This is a genomic window from uncultured Algibacter sp. (assembly GCF_947490405.1).
Classification (GTDB): domain Bacteria; phylum Bacteroidota; class Bacteroidia; order Flavobacteriales; family Flavobacteriaceae; genus Algibacter_B.
Map to the genome: position 1 here is coordinate 592,124 of NZ_CANLGU010000001.1, position 19,148 is coordinate 611,271.

General features: G+C 30.8%; 15 protein-coding genes and 1 tRNA gene. 6 read left to right on the forward strand and 10 right to left on the reverse strand.

The window, feature by feature from the left end; translation table 11 throughout:
* The first annotated feature begins 9 nt into the window (after positions 1-9).
* From Q0772_RS02395 to Q0772_RS02405, 3 genes are read left to right on the forward strand one after another with little or no spacing between them, the layout of a single operon-like run.
* Positions 10-981 carry a lysylphosphatidylglycerol synthase domain-containing protein gene (locus Q0772_RS02395; RefSeq protein WP_298339819.1) on the forward strand — a complete coding sequence of 324 codons (972 nt, stop codon included), beginning with the start codon at positions 10-12 and terminating at the stop codon, positions 979-981.
* Entirely contained in the window at positions 978-2,090 is a 1,113-nt protein-coding gene (locus Q0772_RS02400; protein ID WP_298339822.1) for a glycosyltransferase, read from the forward strand. Before Q0772_RS02395 ends, Q0772_RS02400 begins: the two co-directional genes overlap by 4 nt.
* A gap of 20 nt (positions 2,091-2,110) precedes the next feature.
* Positions 2,111-2,845 carry a Bax inhibitor-1/YccA family protein gene (locus Q0772_RS02405; protein WP_298339825.1) on the forward strand — a complete coding sequence of 245 codons (735 nt, stop codon included), beginning with the start codon at positions 2,111-2,113 and terminating at the stop codon, positions 2,843-2,845.
* 196 nt (positions 2,846-3,041) lie between these two features.
* Here the strand turns inward: Q0772_RS02405 and Q0772_RS02410 are convergent, their stop codons facing one another.
* From Q0772_RS02410 to Q0772_RS02420, 3 genes are all read right to left on the reverse strand, one after another.
* On the reverse strand, positions 3,042-3,518 hold the full coding sequence (locus Q0772_RS02410) for a hypothetical protein (protein ID WP_298339828.1): 477 nt from the start codon (positions 3,516-3,518) through the stop codon (positions 3,042-3,044).
* A 113-nt stretch (positions 3,519-3,631) separates the two neighbouring features.
* A complete protein-coding gene (locus Q0772_RS02415) occupies positions 3,632-5,254 on the reverse strand; it encodes a M56 family metallopeptidase (protein WP_298339831.1) in 1,623 nt (540 codons plus the stop codon).
* 2 nt (positions 5,255-5,256) lie between these two features.
* The gene (locus Q0772_RS02420; RefSeq protein WP_298339834.1) at positions 5,257-5,619 is read right to left on the reverse strand and encodes a BlaI/MecI/CopY family transcriptional regulator; all 363 of its coding nucleotides are present in this window, start codon (positions 5,617-5,619) and stop codon (positions 5,257-5,259) included.
* A 142-nt stretch (positions 5,620-5,761) separates the two neighbouring features.
* On the opposite strand from Q0772_RS02420, the gene Q0772_RS02425 reads away from it, so the two are divergent.
* Positions 5,762-6,265, forward strand: coding sequence for a DUF456 domain-containing protein (locus Q0772_RS02425; RefSeq protein WP_298339836.1), 504 nt, complete (start codon positions 5,762-5,764; stop codon positions 6,263-6,265).
* A 260-nt stretch (positions 6,266-6,525) separates the two neighbouring features.
* On the opposite strand, the gene Q0772_RS02430 is transcribed toward Q0772_RS02425, so the two are convergent.
* The 4 genes from Q0772_RS02430 to Q0772_RS02445 all read right to left on the reverse strand — a co-directional run bounded on the left by Q0772_RS02430 (position 6,526) and on the right by Q0772_RS02445 (position 10,672).
* Positions 6,526-7,200, reverse strand: coding sequence for a DNA-binding response regulator (locus Q0772_RS02430; protein ID WP_298339840.1), 675 nt, complete (start codon positions 7,198-7,200; stop codon positions 6,526-6,528).
* 9 nt (positions 7,201-7,209) lie between these two features.
* The gene (locus tag Q0772_RS02435) at positions 7,210-9,048 is read right to left on the reverse strand and encodes a sensor histidine kinase (RefSeq protein WP_298339844.1); all 1,839 of its coding nucleotides are present in this window, start codon (positions 9,046-9,048) and stop codon (positions 7,210-7,212) included.
* Positions 9,049-9,151: 103 nt separating this feature from the next.
* Positions 9,152-9,304, reverse strand: coding sequence for a hypothetical protein (locus Q0772_RS02440; RefSeq protein WP_298339847.1), 153 nt, complete (start codon positions 9,302-9,304; stop codon positions 9,152-9,154).
* A 366-nt stretch (positions 9,305-9,670) separates the two neighbouring features.
* Positions 9,671-10,672, reverse strand: coding sequence for a LacI family DNA-binding transcriptional regulator (locus Q0772_RS02445; protein ID WP_298339851.1), 1,002 nt, complete (start codon positions 10,670-10,672; stop codon positions 9,671-9,673).
* Between the two features lie 184 nt (positions 10,673-10,856).
* Here Q0772_RS02445 and Q0772_RS02450 point away from each other — a divergent pair, with 184 nt between their 5' ends.
* Entirely contained in the window at positions 10,857-13,367 is a 2,511-nt protein-coding gene (locus Q0772_RS02450) for an outer membrane beta-barrel protein (protein ID WP_298339854.1), read from the forward strand.
* A 439-nt stretch (positions 13,368-13,806) separates the two neighbouring features.
* Here Q0772_RS02450 and Q0772_RS02455 read toward each other — a convergent pair whose 3' ends face one another.
* Complete coding sequence (locus Q0772_RS02455; RefSeq protein WP_298339856.1) at positions 13,807-17,142, reverse strand: T9SS type B sorting domain-containing protein; 3,336 nt, start codon at positions 17,140-17,142, stop codon at positions 13,807-13,809.
* A 186-nt stretch (positions 17,143-17,328) separates the two neighbouring features.
* On the opposite strand from Q0772_RS02455, the gene Q0772_RS02460 reads away from it, so the two are divergent.
* Positions 17,329-17,757: a hypothetical protein gene (locus Q0772_RS02460; RefSeq protein ID WP_298339859.1), complete on the forward strand. Its 429-nt coding sequence runs from the start codon at positions 17,329-17,331 to the stop codon at positions 17,755-17,757.
* A gap of 254 nt (positions 17,758-18,011) precedes the next feature.
* On the opposite strand, the gene Q0772_RS02465 is transcribed toward Q0772_RS02460, so the two are convergent.
* Both Q0772_RS02465 and Q0772_RS02470 read right to left on the reverse strand, forming a co-directional pair.
* Positions 18,012-18,085, reverse strand: a tRNA-Asp gene (locus tag Q0772_RS02465).
* 80 nt (positions 18,086-18,165) lie between these two features.
* On the reverse strand, positions 18,166-19,095 hold the full coding sequence (locus Q0772_RS02470) for a DUF58 domain-containing protein (RefSeq protein ID WP_298340595.1): 930 nt from the start codon (positions 19,093-19,095) through the stop codon (positions 18,166-18,168).
* Between the last annotated feature and the right edge of the window lie 53 nt (positions 19,096-19,148).

Genomic DNA, 19,148 nt, shown 5'->3' on the forward strand with positions numbered 1-19,148 from the left:
TCACGAAACATGTACGCGCTACCATACAAAACTAAACAATTCTTTTTTGTGTTTATTAAGTTAAGCATTGTTGTTGGCGCATGCTATTTCATCTATGAAAAATTAACAAACAATGACGCATTAAGTTTTTCTAACTTTACGCAAATTTTGATAAAAAACAACGTTTTTTCATCAAAAAACATCATTTTTTTACTCATTTTAAGCTTTTTTAACTGGTTTTTAGAAATTGCAAAATGGAAAAAACTCGTTAGCAACGTAAAAAAAATCACTTTAAAAGGTGCCTTAGAACAAAGTTTAGGAGCTTTAACCGCATCTTTATTTACACCTAATCGAATTGGCGAATACGGAGCCAAGGCCGTTTATTACACAACAAAATTTAGAAAACGCATAATGCTTGTTAACCTCATAAGTAATGTTTTGCAAATGAGTATTACAACCATTTTGGGAATTATCGGGTTTGGTATTTATGTTACTAAATACAATCTCGAAATAGATTATTTTAAAATCGCTCGCTTTTTTGTTTTTGTAGTTATTGCTATTATTTTATTAGGGTTTGGAATCACTAAAAGCACATTTACTATCAAAGGGTTTTCAATTGATAAACTTAAAACCTTCATTATTAAATACCCAAAAGGCAAGCTGCTTGCGGGATTTATATTATCATTTTTTAGATATATCATTTTTTCTTTTCAGTTTTATGTATTACTCTACATATTCAAAATAAATTTAGGATACTTAGATGCTATGGTCATTATAACCTCCATGTATTTATTAGCTTCGATAGTGCCCTCTATTTTTATTTTTGATGTAGTTATAAAAGGCAGTATCGCAGTATACTTATTCTCTCTAGCTGGTGTAAACGAATTAATTATATTATCCATTATCACAATAATGTGGCTACTAAATGTTGTAATTCCTAGTATATTTGGCAGCTATTATGTACTTAATTTCAACTTTCCAAAAAGTGACGATGACTTATGATATTAACTAGCCTTATCATCACAATTATTTACTTGTTCTTAATCGGAAAATTTATAATAGGCTTTAATAAAGTCTCCATTTTTAAGTTAACAAATACTCCTGCAAAAACTCAATTTTCAATACTCATTCCTTTTAGAAATGAAGCTGAAAATTTACCTGCTTTATTAGAATCTATCAACGCATTAAACTACCCTAACCAGTTTTTTGAAATTATTTTTATTGATGACAATTCTGAAGATAATTCCGCTGAAATAGTACAAAAAACTTCAGCAGAATTCAAACTCATTTTAAATAATAGACAAACAAAATCTCCAAAAAAAGATGCCATTACCTCTGCTATAAAAAAGGCTAAATACGAATGGATTATAACCACAGATGCCGATTGTATAATACCAAAATATTGGCTTGATAGTTTTAACGAGTATATTCAAAAAAACGATGTTGTTTCTATTGCTGCACCAGTAGCTTATATTGAAGAACAATCCTTTTTAGACCAATTCCAAATCTTGGATATATTGAGTTTACAAGGTGCTACCATTGGTGGTTTTGGCATTAACAAACCATTTTTGTGTAACGGTGCAAATTTTGCTTACAAGAAATCTATTTTTAAAAAACTAAACGGTTTTAAAGGCAATACTAACGTTGCCAGTGGAGACGATATTTTCCTGCTCGAAAAAATTGCTAAAGCATATCCCAAGCAACTTCATTATTTAAAATGCCAACACGCTATTATTAAAACAAAATCGCAACCCTATTGGAATGCTTTATTCTCACAAAGAGTACGTTGGAGTGCTAAAACTAGCCAATATAATAACTGGTTTGGAAAAGTTACTGGACTTGTTGTTTTACTTATAAATTTGCTTATCATTACAAACTTAATACTCACCTGTTTTGGTGTTATAAATATTAAAATTCTATTTTATATACTGGTTATAAAATTTAGTATAGATTTCTTTTTAGTTTATAAATCTGCTTCATTTTTTAATCAAAAACACATCCTAAAAAGTTATGCACTAGGTTTTATTGTGTACCCATTTTTTAGTGTTTATATTGCCATTGCTTCTCTGTTTTTGGGTTACAAATGGAAAGACAGGTACTTTAAAAAATAATTTTAGTAGTTTTATCACTCATGGACTTATTCAAAAAAACGTCAAACCCAGCATTTAACAATTACTTCTTTGGTGAAAGAAATACTTCACCTAAAACAATGTCTGTGACGGGTATTTTTATAAAATCAATGTTATCCATTGCCATAATTGTTATTATATCCATAGGCATGTGGCGACTTCACGAACAAGGAGTAAAAATTAAATGGTATTCATTGGGTGGCATGCTAGCCGCAATAATTATCAGTATTGTTATTTCTGTTCGTCAACATTGGGCACACATTTTAGTACCGCTTTATGCTATAGCCAAAGGATTTTTCCTGGGTGCTATGACGGTTTATGCACACGCCCAATTTCCTAATTTACCCTACCAAGCCATTGGCATAACCATCGTTACATTTGTCGTTATGTTGTTACTCTATCAAACACGACTTATTGTAGTTACCAAAAAACTTCGCAGCGTTATCATAACTGCAGCAGCAAGTATTTTCGTTATCTATCTTATCTCATGGATTTTAAGCTTTTTCGGAATACAAGTATTTATATGGGGCACCTCATGGCCAGCCATTATATTTAATATTCTGGCAGCCATTTTCGCCTCATTATCCCTACTTCTCGATTTTGATTACATTGAGCGTCACAAAAACAAATCACCAAAATATAAAGAGTGGCTCGCTACTTGGGGGCTTTTAGTAACCCTAGTTTGGTTATACATGGAAGTGTTAAGGCTTATGCGAAAACTAGCCATAAGATTTTAATAATTATGGCGTTACCCTCTCCTAAGGTCGGGGTCGGGCTTTCCGTTACAATCTTTTTGTAAGCTTCGCTTCGATATCTTCAACCAAAAAATATTTTGGTCTCGATAATCTCACAAAAAGGATTTCCACTACAATCCCTAACGCAACCTATCCGCCATAGTAGTTTCACTAATGCAAACTAATTCTAATCAAAAAATTAATTTACACTTATAATTATTGGTAAATCAAACTCTGTAGTTACTTGTTGCCCACGTTTTATAGCAGGATAAATTTTAGGTAAAGTCTTTAAACTCTTATCAAGTAAAGCTCTAATATTAGGAATTTCTCTAACCGTCAGGGAATCAATTTCAGATCTATTTAACAACAAATCACCAACTTCAGAAACTTGGAAACCTAATCGAATAGTATCATTAACATCTTGGGTTACCACAATCTTTTCATCTTGTAAAAAACTAATAATATTATTAGTTATAGTTTCTTGAAAGCACTGCGTTTTTTCATCTTTACTAAGCACCGAATCACAAACAGAAAAACTTGGATATTCATCTACATCATTCCAGTTAAAGGTTTCTAACTCTTCTTTTAAAATAGCTTCAGAAGATGTTTTTTTAACATTAAAATAATCACAAGATGTGAGTAATAAAATAAGTAAAAAAACAAAAGAATACCTCATGAAATACAACTGAAACCGAAAAGTACAATTTTTTTATGTCCTATAAAATCTAAAAAAACAAAAACCGAAGTTTTAGCTTCGGTTTTAATTTAAATTAACAAGAATAGTTAAAACTAATCCTTAGCTTTTTCCTCAGCTATGGCAAAAATAATTGGTAACGAATAAGGTACATTAACTTTTTTGCCTTTATGCTCACCAGGAGTAAACTTTGGTAATGTTTTTATAACACGTATGGCTTCTTTTTCTAGTTCTGAATGTTCAGCTCTTGAGCGCACATCTATTACGTCTCCTTCCGTATTTATCTTAAAAACCACCCATATACGTTGTCTACCAGTTAGCTTCAATTCATTAGCAAGTTTTACATTAAAATTAGAATTAACGTGTTTTGAAACATTCATAGCCATACATCGCTTTTGCTCTTCTTTAGGGATGCTTTCACAACCAGGAAATAAAGGCACTTGATCTATAATAGCAAAGGGTATATCAACATATTTTATAATATCAGCAAAAAACGGGTCATCAAAACCGTTATCACTAGTTAAAACAAGCAGTTTTTTTAATTCTTTCTCTTCTTCATTACTTATATTCCCTTGAATTTGAATTTGCTCAAAAACAATACATATTTTTTTCACTAATTTAGAATTGGTTTTTTGAGACGTATAAGCAACAACTTCTTTTACTAAGTCAGAATTAAAACTTTCTCCTCTAACTGTTTCAAATAGTAACTTTAACCCTTTTTCTTCATTTTCATTTAAATTGCCTTGAATTTCTATCTGCTTTTTTACAGCTTTAATCTTTTCTATTAAGGGGCTTTCTTTTTCTATATCCTTCGCAATATTATAACTTGTGTCTTTGTCATTTTTAGCCTCAATACAAGATGTATAAATCAGCATACCAAATACCATTGGAAATAATAAGGTATATTTTAATAACTTAATTTGTTTTGATTTTGTTTTTTGTAACATAATAATTCGTTTTTTGATTAATGATTTTTTGTAAAATGGATTGATGAATGAAATACGATTAGTCTCGAAAACCCGAGCTAATAAATTTTGATAATATTGATTCTTATTTTGGTGTTTTGAGGCCTGATCATCTGCTATAAATTCATGAATTGATATGATTCTATTCTGATACACATAAATTAATGGATTAAACCAAAACACAATTCTTAAGCACTCAAAATATAATAAATCTAGAGTATGCCTTTGCTTTACATGTACGGTTTCATGTTTTAAAACTGATGATTTTTCTTCAGGCACTAAATTTGTTCCAAGAAAAATAAAATTAAGAAATGAAAATGCCGCAGTACTCTCTTTTAAATCTACAATGTATAATTTTCCAACTCTATGCTTTGTGTTTTTTAGAAGTAAGCCCATAATTTTTGTGAGCTTAAATAAGAAAAACAACAGTGCTAATCCGGTACCTAGATAAATAATAAATTCCCATGACCATATAGAATTTTGATTAGCAATAACCGCATTTTGCACATTAAACCCATCTGCAATTGTTGGTTCTTGCCCAATAAATACTTCAGGTAAATTGATGATATATTCTTTAGAAATAACGTCTTTAAAACGTTCTATTTTAATAAATGGTAATACTAAAGATAGTATAGAAGTTGCTAACAAATAGGTTCTATTCCAATTGAAAAATGTTTCTTTTTTTAGAAATACATCAAACACAATTAAAAAAAATAATTGGAATCCAATAGTTTGTATAATATAATGTAGCATGACTATGACTCTTTTTTATTAATTTCTTTCAATACAGATTCTAAATCTTTAATATCCATATCATTTTTCTTTACAAAAAAAGACACCATACTTTTAAACGATCCTTGAAAATAATTATCAACCAATTTATTTATGGATTGATTGCTGTAATCCTGTTTTTTCATCAACGGGAAATACACATGCCCTTTTCCTGCTTTTTCGTAATCAACAAATCCTTTGTTTTCTAAAATTCTAACAATCGTAGATACGGTATTGTATGCAGGTTTTGGTTCTGGAAGTTGCTTTATTATAGCTTTTACATTCGCTTTTTCTAAGCGCCATAATATTTGCATAATATCCTCTTCTGCCTTTGTAAGTTGCTTCATAATTATTGTAAATCTATCATTCAACTAAATATTTAGTTGAACAAATATAACTAAAAAATTAGTTTAAACTAATTTTTTAGTTTAAAAATGTAACATTTGGCATGATTTTTAGTCTAAACTAGTATATAACTTAAACATTTTTATGGATATTATTTTAATCATCATTGCTGCTTTTATCATGTTTTTAGGCATTATTGGCAGCTTTTTACCTGTTTTGCCTGGGCCACTTACAAGTTGGATTGGTCTTTTAGTGGTACATTTTACAGATGCTATCCCCATGGACAAAACTTTTTTAATTATAACTTTTGCAGTCGCCATATGTATTTGGATACTCGATTATATTATCCCCGCAATTGGAACTAAACGTTTTGGAGGATCAAAATATGGTATGGTAGGAACCACAATTGGGCTTATTGTTGGATTATTAGCTCCAATTCCTGGAGGAATTATTATTGGACCTTTTATTGGAGCTTTACTTGGAGAACTTATTAATAAGAACGATACTAAAGCTGCCACAAAAGCTGCTTTTGGTTCTTTCATAGGGTTTTTAACCTCTACATTTATCAAATTTGTAGTGGCTATAATATATCTGGGATTATTTATCGGGATTCTATGGGATTATAAGGATACTTTATTTCAATTTTAAACAAAAGAAGAACCCTGTGGGTCTCTCACCTCCACAGGGTTTGTAAATTGCTATTATCAACAAAAAAATTGAGGGATTAATTAATTTTTGAAGTGTTGATGCAGTAAAGATAGCTATAAGGATTCTTTTCAAACTGCGGGAAACCCGTAACAAGTTTACGGGGTAATTGTAGTCTTCAAGTATAACAAGGGTTTTAAGAGATAAAAAAAAGGTGATTTTTTTAAAAAAATCACCTTTTTTTATTTAAAGTATATCATGTCTTAGATAAAGCCTTCTTTTCTGGCTTCATTAAGCAAGGTCTCATCTTGTCCGTCAGTAACATCAAAAATCTCCCTGAGTTGCTTTTTTCGCTTTTCAACGGCGCTCAAAGAAATATCCAAGTGAGACGCTAAATTCTTTGTTTTCACTCCTTGAGATAGTAAATGTAAAATTTTTCTATTCTTATCATCTATCACAATATCGCTTGTAATAGCTTTTCGAATATGACTATTTACGGTTCCACTATAAAAAGGAGGGTTATTTAGTACCGCTTGAAAAGCACTAGCCAGTTCACTCGATGTTAAATCGCTCTTAATCATAAATCCTTCTGGATTTATATTTTTTATAATATTATGAATCCTGAAGGACTCATTAAACATGGTTAAAATAACAATTTTAGCTTCTGGTAGAACCTTTCTAGCATATTCAGCTAAATCTTCTCCAGAGGTCATTGAGCCATCTGTTGATGGTGGCAAACTAATATCAACAAACAACACATTATACGGACTTTCTGCCTGAACAGAATTATTCATATAAACCACAGCTTCATCACAGTTATTTGCAATATCAATTTCTAACTCTTGATTATCCTTTTTTGTGAATAGCAATGTATTTTGATAACCCTCAATAATCATTGGGTGGTCATCAATCATCAGTATTTTTATTTTTTCAGTCATAATTTGACGTTAGGGAATTGGAGCCTCTATAGTCACTTTAGTTCCTATATCTTTTTCTGAATTTATTAGCAACGTGCCATTAATCTCTTTAATTCTAGAATTCATGTTTTTTAAGCCTATACCAGACTTAGCTTTATTAACATCAAAACCAGAACCATCATCCTCAATCTTTAAGCAAATTACATTATTTTTTAATTTAAAACTAATCTTTACATGACTAGCACCAGCATGTTTATAAATATTATGCAGATTTTCTTGAATAATTCTGTAAATATGGATTTTCTTTTTGTTGGATACTGAATCCCAATTTATATCGTCATGATGATCTAACTCGTGACTTAAACCGTAAGCTAAAGTTTGAGTTTCTACTAGGGTTTTTATAATATCAACAAACCCAGAGCCTGAAACAAAATCTGTATTAAGTTCATGCGATACTTTCCTAATATCTTCCTCTATAGTTTTGAGTTCCTCAATATATTGACTTCTAGTTTTTATAGCATCTACACTATTATTCATATTTAAACTATCTAAACTCAAACGTGTGCCAAAAAGTCGCCCTAGAACACCATCATGTAATTCTTCTGAAATTCTTTTCTTTTCTAAGGTTCTAGCCTCTTCAATACTTTCGTTTTGAGATAACATCAGGTTATAAATCTCTTCATTAGTTTCTTGTTGCTTTTGAATAAATTGTAACTCCTTATTTTTATTTCTTTGAGAAATTACTAAATACAAAAGGAAAGATGCCAAAACAATCACCACAGAAATTATTAAAAGCCACATACGTTCTTTAGCTATCCGTATATTTTCTTGTTCAATTTGTTTAGTTTCAAATCGGATTCTAGCAAATTTATTTCTTATGGACCTTTCAGCTTTTTGTAAGCTATCGCTAAGTTTAACATAAGTCTTTAAATGTTCAGCTGCTTTCTCTCCCTGTTCTATTTTTGAAAGTAGAAGTAACGATTTTAATAAGTCATCATTATGGTATTTTTCGGAGATATCTTTAGCCTTGTAAGCATAATATTTAGCTAAATCTTTATTATTAATCGTATTATAATATTCTGCTAAATGCTGATTGATAATAATAGAATTATACCCATTAGGATTAACACTATCAGTTACTTTTAGAGCATCAAAATAAAGTTTAGGAAGATTTTTAAAATCATTTGACAAAAACAAAGTATGTGCATAATTATCTAGAACTAAGGCATATATATCTGGAAATCTTTTGGCAAAATCTTCAGTATTTAATATTTGACTGTAGTACTTCAAAGCCAAATCAAAAATACCCGCATTTTTATAAGATAATGCTAAATTATTCTTAGACTTAATAACAGTTAATTCATTATCTCCTGATAATTTCTGTTTTAAATTTAAAGATTTTTTGTAATAAGAAATCGACTCATCATACTGTTCTAGCTGCCCAAATACTAAGCCCAGATTATTATATACATATGACTTATATTTTCTAATTTCATTAGTTTCATCTAAACCCTCTAAAATAGAAATAGCAGCAACTGAAGTTAGTTCACTACCTGTCATGTCTTTTTCGTTCTTTTGAATAACAGCTATACCATAAAGGACTCTAGCTAATTGAAAATCAGCTTCTAATTTCTTATAATATTTTTCTGCTTTGTGATAATGATAATATGCGCTATCAGCTTTAAAAGCATAACGATATAACTCCCCTACTCTATAGTGAGAATTTGCAATAAGTAACGAATCATTACTTTTGGGTGAATTAAGAATGTTTTTTTGAATGGAATCAATTAAATATTCACTACCTCTATCTTGAGCATTCAATTCTATACAAAACAAAAAAAATAACAGACTAGTTGTAAAAAATCTCAAATGATACAAATTGAAGTTTTTCAAATGTATCTATTATTTTTTTAAAAAAATAAAAAGCCCTTTGATAAATTCAAAGGGCTATGTATTTTGAACTTAAAGTAATTTAGTCGTCAAGACCTCCACCTGTAGAAGGCACTGGAATTTCAGTGTTATCTGGTGCTTTCTGAATATCCCCTTCATTTAAATCTTGTTTGGTACAAGACGTTAAAGCAGCTAAAAACAATGTAGCAATTAGAGTAATTTTTAAGGTTTTCATATTAATCGAATTTTAAGGTTTAAACATATTTTCTCTATTCTAGGAATAGAATTGTTGACTAAAACTTTTAAAAACAAAATTCTAGTAAGGGAAAAAATGGATAATTAACTTAAAACCGAACACACGAAACCATGTAGCACGATTGTATAATTTTATTTTTGAGGGATGCGACCTATATAGGTCAAAATGGATTAATTTTCTTAAATTGAACTTAGGGAATAATTTGAGTCGCTCAACTAAGGAGTGCTAAAATATAGGCCTGAGTTGATTTGAGTATATTTTTTTCGACAAAACGTAAAATATTCGACGAAATGCATGTTTTTTTATCGACGAAATGCAAAACAATACCTTTTTGTATGTGTTAGATTACAAGGTGGATTTGTTTCTTATAACACTCGTTTTAACTATTTTAGTTTTTACATCTCCAACAGATGGGTTTTGAATCCTATCAATAAGTAATTTTGCAGCATTTGCCCCTATAACTTTAGCATGCTGCCTGATGGTTGTTAATTTTGGTAAAGTATGATTAGAATCAGATTTACTGGCAAAGGCTATTACAGAAATATCTTTAGGTACTTTTAATCCAAAATTAACAGCTGTGTTAAGCGAAATAATTCCCGAAGAACTATCTGCTGCTACAACAGCATCAATTGATTTATTTTTTTTAAAAAGCGATTTTATCTTTTTTTGATGATCATCTCTTTTCTTGATTTTTAAAACCGTTGGTTCTAAAGTTCCTGCTTCTAATATTGCTTTGTTATAGCCTCGTTCCCTTAGTTTACCGACGCTTAAATCATTAATATTACTGATAAATACAATATGCTTTCTACCTTCGGCTAGTAAAGCTTTTGTGGCATTATAAGTGGCATCAAAATCATCAACAATCACTTTATCACACATAACGTCATGCGCTACCCTATCAAACATAACAATGGGTAAACCTTGTTGAATAGTTCGCTTAAAATGTTCTACTTCATTATTTATTTGAGATTCTTCTGCAACAGATAGAATAAAACCATCAACACTTCCACTGGCTAGTAATTGCAAACTTTCCTTCTCCTTTTTAAGAGATTCATTAGATATGCATGTTATAATATTATAACCTTGCTTTGTAGCCTCTCTTTCAATACCAAAAAGCACTTTAGCTAAAAACCTATTAAGTATATTGGGAATAATAACACCAATCGTCTTTGTCTTATTATTTTTTAAACTAAGGGCAACTTTATTAGGTTTGTAATTATACAATTCAGCCAGCTCTTTTACGCGTCTAACCGTATCTTCACCAATTTCCTCACTATTATTTAAAGCCTTTGAAACTGTTGATATTGATACGTTCAACTCCTTTGCTAACTGTTTTAATGTAACCATTCTCTAACACATAAATTTTATGACTACGCAATTTACAAAAATACTATCATCCATTAAGGATTATTTAATAAATACAATTGTTTTGTAATTTAACTTTAATCCATAAAATTTATCTTGTAGAAAGAAAAAATAAATACTTTTTATAAATAACTTTGACCTTTATTTATATGACTAGCGTTCAAACATGAAATACATTAAATCAACTATTTTTTTTCTTCTAATAGGAACACAATTAATATATAGTCAGATTTCTGGAAAAATAATTGATGCTAACTCTAATACGCCTTTAGAGTACGCCACAGCCGCATTATATTCTGAACTCAATAAAGAGTTAGTTTCAGGAGTAATTACAGATGAAAATGGTACTTTTTCTATTGAAAATATAAAAAAAGGAACTTACTATTTAGAAGCTTCTTTTATTGGCTATGAAGTAAAAACTATTGATAATATAGTAGTAACAAATAAAAACAGTCCTGTTTCTCTAGGTACAATTAGTTTAATTATTGGTGAAAACCAATTAGATGCTGTCGTGATAAAAGGCGAAAACGCAACTGTAATTAATAAGATTGACAGACAGGTATTTAACACCAAAATCTTTCAAAACACTAAAGGCGGTTCTGCTACAGATGTTATTAAAAATTTACCATCAGTAAGTGTTAATGGTTTAGGAGAAATTAGTGTACGTGGTAGTAGTGGTTTTGTTGTTTTACTTGATGGCAAACCCATTCAAGGAAATGCCTCAACACTATTAAATCAATTGCCTGCAAATGCTCTCGAGCGCGTTGAAGTCATTACCGCACCTTCTGCTAAATACGACCCTGAAGGAAAAGCAGGCATTTTAAATATTATCACAAAAAAAGGTGGTGATATAAGCGGAAACTTTGCTCAAATAAATGTGAGTACTGGTTTGCCTTCTGTTGAAGATTATGACAATAAAGAAAACACACAACGTTACGGTATTGATGGTACTTATAACATAAGAAGAGAGCAATGGAATATCTCCATTGGCGCTAACTACCAACGCAAGGACATTAGCGGAAGACGTGAAGGTGATGTATGGACTATTGTAGATGATGTATTTACTAGTTTTCCATCTGATGGAGAACGTAGTTTTGATGAAGAAAACTTTTCAGGTAGGTTTACTGTAGATTTTACACCTGATTCTAAAAATGAATTTTCTTTAGGTTTTTATGCTGGAAAGCGAGAAAAAGCAAGAACTGCAGATATTCTTTATAATAATGAAGCTCACCCCGTTGGAGACGAAAACAACAAGATTTTTGAACTCTCTTATTTTAACGAAAACCTAAGAATTAGAAAAGGAGATTTTGTTTTAGGAAGTATTGATTACGCTCATACTTTTACAAACAAATCAAAATTATCTTCTTCATTTTTATACGAATACACCTTATTAGGAGGTCCAACAACAAATAGAAATTTAAATTTCCCTAATACTGAAAGTTTAATTCAAGATGAATTCAATACTAACGATAACCCACTAAATGGTTTTAGAGGGCAAGTAGATTACTCTTGGAAACCACTTTCATTTGGAACTTTGGAAACTGGATATCAATTTAGAACTTTAGATAATAGAGGAGATTTCTTCTACGGAAGACGAACCAATTTTAATGATGATTTTACAAGAGTTGATTTATTTTCTAGTGATATTGATTTAATAAGAACCATACATTCTACTTACGCGCAATTAAGCGGCAAGAAGAATAAATGGGAATATGCTGCAGGTTTACGGTTAGAGATTCTTGATAGAGGATTAATCTTAGCTGATAAAGCTGGTACTTTTCAAGAAAATTTAGATTACAACTACGAAAAACTATTTCCTTCTGCTTCTGTTCAATATAGTATTAGCGATAAAACAAACGTAAAAGTAGCTTATAGCAAGCGCGTTGACAGACCATCTGCGTTTAAATTAAATCCGTTTAGAGAACGTGAACATTCTGAAACTTTAGAGCAAGGTGATAAAAATTTACTTCCAGAATTTATTGATTTGGTTGAATTAGGTATCACGAAAAAATTCAACAAAGGCAACTCCATTTTTGCAACAGCCTATTTTAGAAATGTTGAAAATTTAGTAAACAGAGTGAATCAAATTTACAGTGGTCCTCCAATTGATCCAGACGATGCTCGTTTTGATAATGTAGTTTTAGACCGTATTTATTCAAATATAGGCACAGGGCGTTCACTTGGTTTAGAACTAGGCGCACAACTAAAACCAACTAGTAAATGGAGTAATTTCATAGGATTTAATATTTATAATTTCGAAATTGATGGTGCTTACAATGGTGAAAAAATAGATAGTAACGCCACTCAATATTCTATAAATGCAAATAGCACTTATAACTTCTCTGATACGGCAACACTCCAATTCACTTTAAATTATTTATCTGAAAGACAAACAGCTCAGGGAAAAGACTCAAGATTCTACTCACCTAACTTAAGTTTCAAAAAGAGTTTCTTGAACAATCAATTAGTAGCTACTTTACAATGGCAAAATATTGATATGGGTTTACTTGACACAAACGAGCAACGCATAACAACATCTAGACCTGGTGAATTTTTCACTACAACAAACTATGTTTACGAAGTTGATGTTATTATGTTAAACCTATCTTATTCGTTTAACAAAACTAAAAGTAAAGCGAAGTTTATTGATAGTGAGTTTGGAAAGCGGGAGTTTTAAATAAAATAAATTTATAGATCCAGGTAAAATCTCTGAAAAAACAAAAGGTTTATAAGTAATATATAAACCTTTTTCGCTATTAATTAAATCAATTCTTAGTAAGAATTTATAATGCAATTTAACAGCAAAAAAATAACATTATGTAACATGTGTTACGTTTATCATTTTAATAAAAACAAAAAAGCTTCACAATTTCGATAACTCGAAAAAGGAAAGCTTTCCATTGGATTACCAAATTGCTTTGGCAAACTACATCCTAGACACCTCTAGGACAACACAACATCTTAATACTAAAAAAGCTCTAATTTCTCAGAGCTTCTTTTGCTCCCGATTGCTATCGGGATTGCGGTCTGGACGGGACTCTAAAACCTATTTTTAAATATCTGATTTTCTATCATTTATAATAAAATCAAATTTAAAATAGGCAGAAAACACCTTTTTATCTCACCAAAGCAAAGTGCCCAGTGAAGGTTCTACCATCTTCTAATTTCACACTAAACCAATAATCCTCTGAAGGCATCATAGTACCATTAAATGTACCATCCCATCCCTTTGAGTTAGGATTTAGCTGTTTTAGTAATTTACCATAGCGATCATAAATATAAATGTTGCTATTTGCTTGAAACTGACTATTAACACCATCTATTTGCCAATAATCATGAGTTCCATCTCCATTTGGGGTGAAATATTTTGGAAACCCTATTACAGAAATATCGATAGAACTTGTACCACAGCCTTTTTTATCTCTAACATAGAGTGTATGAATTCCTGAACTCACATTACTAAATGATGGTTCAACTTGATATAATGAAAACTCATCATCTAAAGCAAATTCGTAATCACCTTGTCCTAAGTTACTTGTATCAACAGTTATAGTGTTATCATCAGAGACATCAATAATTGTAATATCATCTAAAGTAATATTTGCCAATTCTGATGCATTAACAAAAACATCTCTAGTTCTTGAACAACCTGTGCCATCCGTTTTAGTTAAGGTAACTGAATAAGTTCCAGGAATAGATACAGTCAATGTTGATCCATTTGATAATACTGTACCATCTTCATAAACCCATTTATAATTAAAAGTTTCAGTTGAAACCGCCTCTATTGGGTCTAAAACAACTGTAAATGTAGGGTCTGAAGAACATACAATCTGAGGGGTTTCTATTGTAAATTCTGATAATGGATTTACAACAAACTCTATTTCAGTAGAAGCTATACATGAAGTATTTATTGGGTTTACAACCTCAACTTTAATTATTTGTGATGAGATGTTAAAAGGATTTGGTAATGGACTTGGTAGTTCTTCACTTGATTCATTATAATAATGAACTTCCATCCCAGTTTGTCCGTTTAATATTGTGGATTCAATCATAGAAGTATCAAATTCATGTAAACCATCTTTATCATCAATTCCATCATCACAAGATATTTGGTTAGGAACTGGGTTAGCTATTGGTTGTTTATCTACTATAAATTCTAAAAAAGTTTCATCATAACAACTCCCATCTATAACATTATTATTAATCACTCTAGCTGTGACTAACTGGCTACTCGTAACAAAGGGGTTAGGTAATGGACTTGGTAATGGGTTATTATTTTCATCAAAATAAGTAACTGTAACATCTATTAAAGATTGGCCTTGCAACAAATTAGTCTGTAGTAATAACGTATCAAAAGGAAATTCTTCATCTTGGTCATCATCACATTGCCTTTCTATAGTTACCGGATTAGCTATAGGAATAGGTTCAACGTACAAATTAATATGAGCTCCTAAACCCAAACAATCATTATCTAACTGTCCATCTACTCTAACATAGATTTGTTGCATGTTGGGGTAGCCAATATTATTATAATTAAAAATATCAGTAATAGGGTTTTCCTCTGCCAGTGCATCTGCTTCATTTCTATAATAGGCTATTATTAATTGTTGTCCAGCAGGAAACATAGCTTCTATTTCAGAATGTACACTAGTAAAATCAAATTGAGATATGCCATCAGTATCATCATCACAGACGTAAAAATCCTTAACAAACGTGTTAGGTATTTGAGTGGTAGTGACTATTAAATTCACTTGACTTGTTCTGTAACATCCATTCACATTCTCTATTCTTGCCCAAATAATATCATTACTTACCATATTATTAATATATGTGGTAGGGTTTATTATAGCATCATTGTTGTTCTCAGCATCTGTTTCAGATTCATGAAAGGTTATAGTTTCATTAACAACATTTGTTGTTATTTTAGAAATGATTTCATTTAGATTAAACGGACTAAAACCATCAACATCATCATCACATTGTTTAAGTTCAACAATTGGTATAAGCGATGGCAATTCAAAGACCTCAATAGTAAAAGAAGTTGTTGCTTTACACTCATTATTAATATTGTTAACGCATTCAACATATATAGTCTGTGGGTTATCTGTATTGCTAAAAGCATTTGGGGATACTATATGGTGACTTAATCCTGAATCTATAAAATAATTATAGTGCACTTCTGAAGCCGAACCATTTAATAGCAAATTAGGTTCTTGCTCAGTAAGGTCAAATTCAGCAAAACCATCTTGGTCTGAGCCTGAATTGGTGTCATCACATTTTGTTAAGCTTGAAAGATTGACTGATTTTTCTATTTGTGGGGTTTTGTATATTCCAATATTAAAGGTTGTAATATCTGTACATTCTGAGTTTTGCTTGTTATATAACTCTGCAATAATTTCCTGTGTAAAAAAAACAGATGAATTGGAGTACGCTTCTGGCAGATCTATTTTTATCCCGTTTGTATAATTTGACATTCCTTCATAGTAATTTACATCAAAAATGTTAGGGTCTAGACCATCTAATATATGAACGTCATGACTTTCAAGGTCAAAAGAAATACCTCCTAATAAATCACATATCAAAATATCATTAGGTTTGGTAGCTGTTGGTTGTTCATAAATAGTTACTGTTGTAATTTCAGTTACTGTTTCTGTTCCAACAGTTACTGTAACACTAACTTCATAATCTCCTGGGGCTGTATAAACATGTATTGGTTCTACATCTGTTGACGTATTATTAGCTCCAGAAGTAGAGTCACCAAAATCCCAAATTACAAAATCTACAGTGTTTTCTAACATGAACTTTGTATTCTCTCCAAAACAAACATTTTCTAAACTAAAAGGGAAGTCCTTTAAAGACCTTGATTTTCCTTCAACTGTTATGTATAAATGAGATGGTGGTCTCCCTCCTAACCAGTCTTTTGCCTTAACATATGAAGTAGTACCAACACAACCTTTATACCATGAAAAATCATTACTCTCTTCAGTACTAGCCAATTGAACTGCAGGGATGCCAACCCCATGTGGAGTAGCTTTCTTCTCAACTTCTACTAAAATTCTTTCAACACCTACAGGTATAACAATTGGTGTATCAAAATTGATTGTAAATAACACTTCATCACCAGGCCAAGCATATGGCGCATATTCTACCTGACTACTTCCAATCAATTTAGATTTATCAAAACTATCAGGGAACATAAAATCTATTTCATATATATTAAAACTCAAAAATGAATTTTGTTGCCCTACTGAATTATATAGGCCTATATCTCCTTTATTAATTACAAATTCATGGTCTGTTGGAATTCCAAATTCTGAAAGAGTAAATGTCCTCCCCAAATATTCTGGTTCAGAACAAGACCCTACCCAACTTCTAATAAGTTCATTACCTATATTATGATTAAGTTCAATTTGGCTGTGAACCTTTAAGCCCACAACTAATATTAAAGTCAAAAAAAACCTCATTTTCATTTGAAGCAACTAAATGAATTAATTTTACAGCAATATAGAAATTAAAAAAAGATGTATTTACTACATAATGGTTTTTTAGATAAAATTCACCTTTTACACTTTATAAGTACCTTTTTTACGCCTTTTTAATGAAATTGAGAAAAATTAAATCTCGTTTCAGAAAGGAGTTTGGGAATAGCAATTCTTAAATTATTTTATATTGTTAAGAAGCTTAATGCTAAGTGGGATAAAGAACGATATTATACTCTGGCAGTAACCTTGACTCTTTTGTTGGCACCCTTCTTTTTAATGCTCTTTACTAATGAAAGATATCACAATCCACAAATAGAAAAAATTAAAAACCACCAAACTTCAATTTATGAAATAGAAGAGGAAGTAGATAAAATCATATTATCAGACAATACTAACAAAACAAGTCAAACTAATATTCCTAATCTAAACAATGAAGAATATTTAAAACTAAAAAAGCAAATATCAACTACCCTTAACTCACTAGAAACTGAATTAGAAGAAAAACCTAATTCTTCAGGTTGCCCTTTGACATTTTTAGTTTCTTTTTTAAGCTTAGTTGATATTTGCTTTTTTAGTTTTAAATAAATTATATAAAGATAGGGTTACGTTAAAATAGGTACACCTTCTTAGGTTTTAAAACACCTAATAGAATACCTTTTCATAAGAATAAAACCTCCCTAAAACAAAAAAGCTTCACAATTCCGATAACTCGAAAAAGGAAAGCTTTCCATTGGTTACCAAATTTCTTTGGCAAACTACATCCCAGACACCTCTGGGACAACACAACATCTTAATACTAAAAAAGCTCTAATTTCTCAGAGCTTTTTTTGCAATTTTTGCGGTCTGGACGGGACTCGAACCCGCGACCTTCGCCGTGACAGGGCGACATTCTAACCAACTGAACTACCAGACCGTTGCATTATTGCGGTTGCAAATATACACGCCTTTTTTTATATCTCAAATCTTTTTTCTCTTTTTTATAGAAAAAAATTATCAAGAGAACTTTTGACGTTCTATCATGTAGGTTGTGAGTATGTTATTAAAATTTTTATTAATATCAGCCTCAACATACTTTATTTTGTATTGCGCACATTTTAATCGCAAAGCTTCAAAATAAGTATCTACGGTTTTATTGTAACTCTCTTTTATAGAATCCGCATACAAATTAATATACTCTCCTGTTTCAACATCAATAAAACGCTTTGGTTTATTATCAAAATCGAAATTTAATTCTTTGGCTTTATCAAACACATGAAACAAAACCACTTCATGCTTATTATACTTTAAATGTTGTAAAGCCTCAAACAACTTCACCTCATCTTCCGAAGTCTGAAACATATCCGTAAATAAAAATATCATAGAACGCCTATGAATTTTTTCAGCTATTTCATGCAAGTATTTATACGTTTCTGTTTGTTTATTCTGCGGTTTAGAAACTACAGCTTCACTTAAATGATTCAACAACATTTGATGATGACGCTCACTACCCTTTTCAGGTGCGTAATAATCATAATTATCACTATAAATACTTAACCCAACAGCATCACGTTGCTTTTTTAAAATCTGCATTAACGAAACTGCTGCTAATGCAGAAAATCCAACTTTATTTAAACTATCAATCGAAAACGAATCCAATTTCGGATAATGCATTGAGCTACTATTATCTAATATAAGATGACACCGTAAATTGGTTTCATCATCATAGCGCTTCGTGTAAAGTTTATCTGTTTTAGCAAACAGTTTCCAATCTATATGTCGTGTACTTTCGCCTTGATTATAAATTTTATGTTCCGCAAATTCTGCCGAAAACCCATGAAACGGACTCTTGTGCATACCAGCAATAAACCCTTCAACCACCTGTTTTGCAAGTAACTCAAGATTTTTAAAACCTTCTGCTTTATTAAGTTCGTTTTGTAAGTTCATAGAAAAGCCCCACCTAACCTCCCCAAACGGGAAGGAAATATTCATGAGGTAAA

Coding starts and splice junctions, on each gene's coding strand:
- Q0772_RS02410 (WP_298339828.1), bottom strand. CDS start 3,518: ATGAGGTATTCTTTTGTTTTTTTACTTATTTTATTACTCACATCTTGT.
- Q0772_RS02430 (WP_298339840.1), bottom strand. CDS start 7,200: ATGACTGAAAAAATAAAAATACTGATGATTGATGACCACCCAATGATT.
- Q0772_RS02470 (WP_298340595.1), bottom strand. CDS start 19,095: ATGAACTTACAAAACGAACTTAATAAAGCAGAAGGTTTTAAAAATCTT.
- Q0772_RS02420 (WP_298339834.1), bottom strand. CDS start 5,619: ATGAAGCAACTTACAAAGGCAGAAGAGGATATTATGCAAATATTATGG.
- Q0772_RS02425 (WP_298339836.1), top strand. CDS start 5,762: ATGGATATTATTTTAATCATCATTGCTGCTTTTATCATGTTTTTAGGC.
- Q0772_RS02450 (WP_298339854.1), top strand. CDS start 10,857: ATGAAATACATTAAATCAACTATTTTTTTTCTTCTAATAGGAACACAA.
- Q0772_RS02405 (WP_298339825.1), top strand. CDS start 2,111: ATGGACTTATTCAAAAAAACGTCAAACCCAGCATTTAACAATTACTTC.
- Q0772_RS02445 (WP_298339851.1), bottom strand. CDS start 10,672: ATGGTTACATTAAAACAGTTAGCAAAGGAGTTGAACGTATCAATATCA.
- Q0772_RS02440 (WP_298339847.1), bottom strand. CDS start 9,304: ATGAAAACCTTAAAAATTACTCTAATTGCTACATTGTTTTTAGCTGCT.
- Q0772_RS02415 (WP_298339831.1), bottom strand. CDS start 5,254: ATGCTACATTATATTATACAAACTATTGGATTCCAATTATTTTTTTTA.
- Q0772_RS02395 (WP_298339819.1), top strand. CDS start 10: ATGTACGCGCTACCATACAAAACTAAACAATTCTTTTTTGTGTTTATT.
- Q0772_RS02400 (WP_298339822.1), top strand. CDS start 978: ATGATATTAACTAGCCTTATCATCACAATTATTTACTTGTTCTTAATC.